A 1,406-nucleotide genomic window follows, 5' to 3' on the forward strand; every position below is an offset into this window, starting at 1 on the left:
CGCGCACGCCGACCCCGCGGTGGCCACCGCCGCGCTCGAACCGCTGGCCGAGGCCCTGGGCACCGACGTCGCCACCGCCGCCGCCCGCGTCCTCGACGCGGGCACCGAACAGGTCGGTGACGTCGTGGAGAAGATGATCCGGGACTACCGGCTCGACAAGGACGCCGTGGTCCTCGTCGGCGGTGGCGGCGGCGCCGCCTCCGTCACCCCGCACCTGGCCGCGACGACCGACCGGCCCGGGCGGATCGCACGCCACAGCGAAGTGATCAGCCCCATCGGGGTGGCCCTCGCCCTGGTCCGCGAGCAGATCGAGCGCATCATTCCCGGCGCCACCCAGGAACAGATCATGGGCGTGCGCAACGAGGCCGAACAGGCCGTCGTCGCGCAGGGCGCGGCAGCCGGCGGAGTGGAGGTGGAGGTCACCGTCGACCCGCAGACCAGCACCGTACGGGCCGTCGCCACCGGCGCGACCGAACTGCGCACCCAGGACCGGGCCCACCGCAGCGACGCAGCCGAACGCCTCACCGCCGCCGCCGACAGCCTCCGGACACCGCCCGAGCAGGTCCGCGAGCTCGCCTCGACCGCCGCCCACACCGTGGACGGCACCGCGATCCGCCGCCGACGGCGCCGCTCCCGGCACCCGGTGCGAGTGGTGGACAGCGACGGCGTCGTCCGGCTGCACTCACCGGACGCGCAGGTCCGGGCCACCACCGTGGCCGAGGCGCCCGACGTGCTGGCCCGGCTCGTCACCGAATCCACCTCCTACGGCGACGGCGGCGTCCGCGCCCCGGCCGTACGGCTGCTCCTCGGCTCCCGCATCGCGGACTTCTCCGGCGTGCTCGACGCCCAGGCCCTGCTGGCCCTGGCGCGCAGCGAACTGCGTTCCCGCCCCCCGCAGGAGCCCGTCGTCGCGGTGCTGGAGGTGCGGGCATGAGCGCGGCCACGTCCCTGTCGAGAACCCGCTACGCCGCTGTCGCCCGCCTCGCGGACATCGACGACATCGAGTTCGGCGCCCGACTGCTGGCCGCCACCCCCACCCACGAGGAGCGCGACCCCGGCCTGCTGCGCCGATGGGCCCGGACCGCGGAGGAGTTCGGAACCCGGCTGGCGGAGCAGCGGACCGACGTCCCCACCCCGCGCGTCACCGAACGCACCGGCGGCCTCGACCCCGCACGCATGCTGCTGGCCCGCTACACGTCCCGGCCGGCCACCGTGGAGCTGTACACCGACACCCTCGACTTCGCCGAGGAACTGCTCGACCGGCTCGGCTGGCGGCACTGGTACCCGGCCGGCTCGGTCCGCCGGGCCGCGCTCGACCACGAGGCCGTCCACGGGCTGCTGCACCACGGCCCGCAGAAGGCCGCGCTGCGCCGCGCACTCGACCACACCGTGCTGCGCGTCGGCCG

The 1,406-nt window shown here is 75.8% G+C and carries 2 protein-coding genes; both read left to right on the forward strand.

The features are described 5' to 3' along the window. A partial coding sequence (locus ACYVE9_RS26865; protein ID WP_461030495.1) for a hydantoinase/oxoprolinase family protein occupies positions 1-934 on the forward strand: 934 nt, incomplete at its 5' end. Further along, positions 931-1,406, forward strand: a 476-nt coding sequence (locus ACYVE9_RS26870; protein ID WP_461030496.1) for a hypothetical protein, incomplete at its 3' end; no start/stop codon positions are given. The genes ACYVE9_RS26865 and ACYVE9_RS26870, both read left to right, overlap by 4 nt.

Source organism: Streptomyces sparsus (assembly GCF_054776295.1).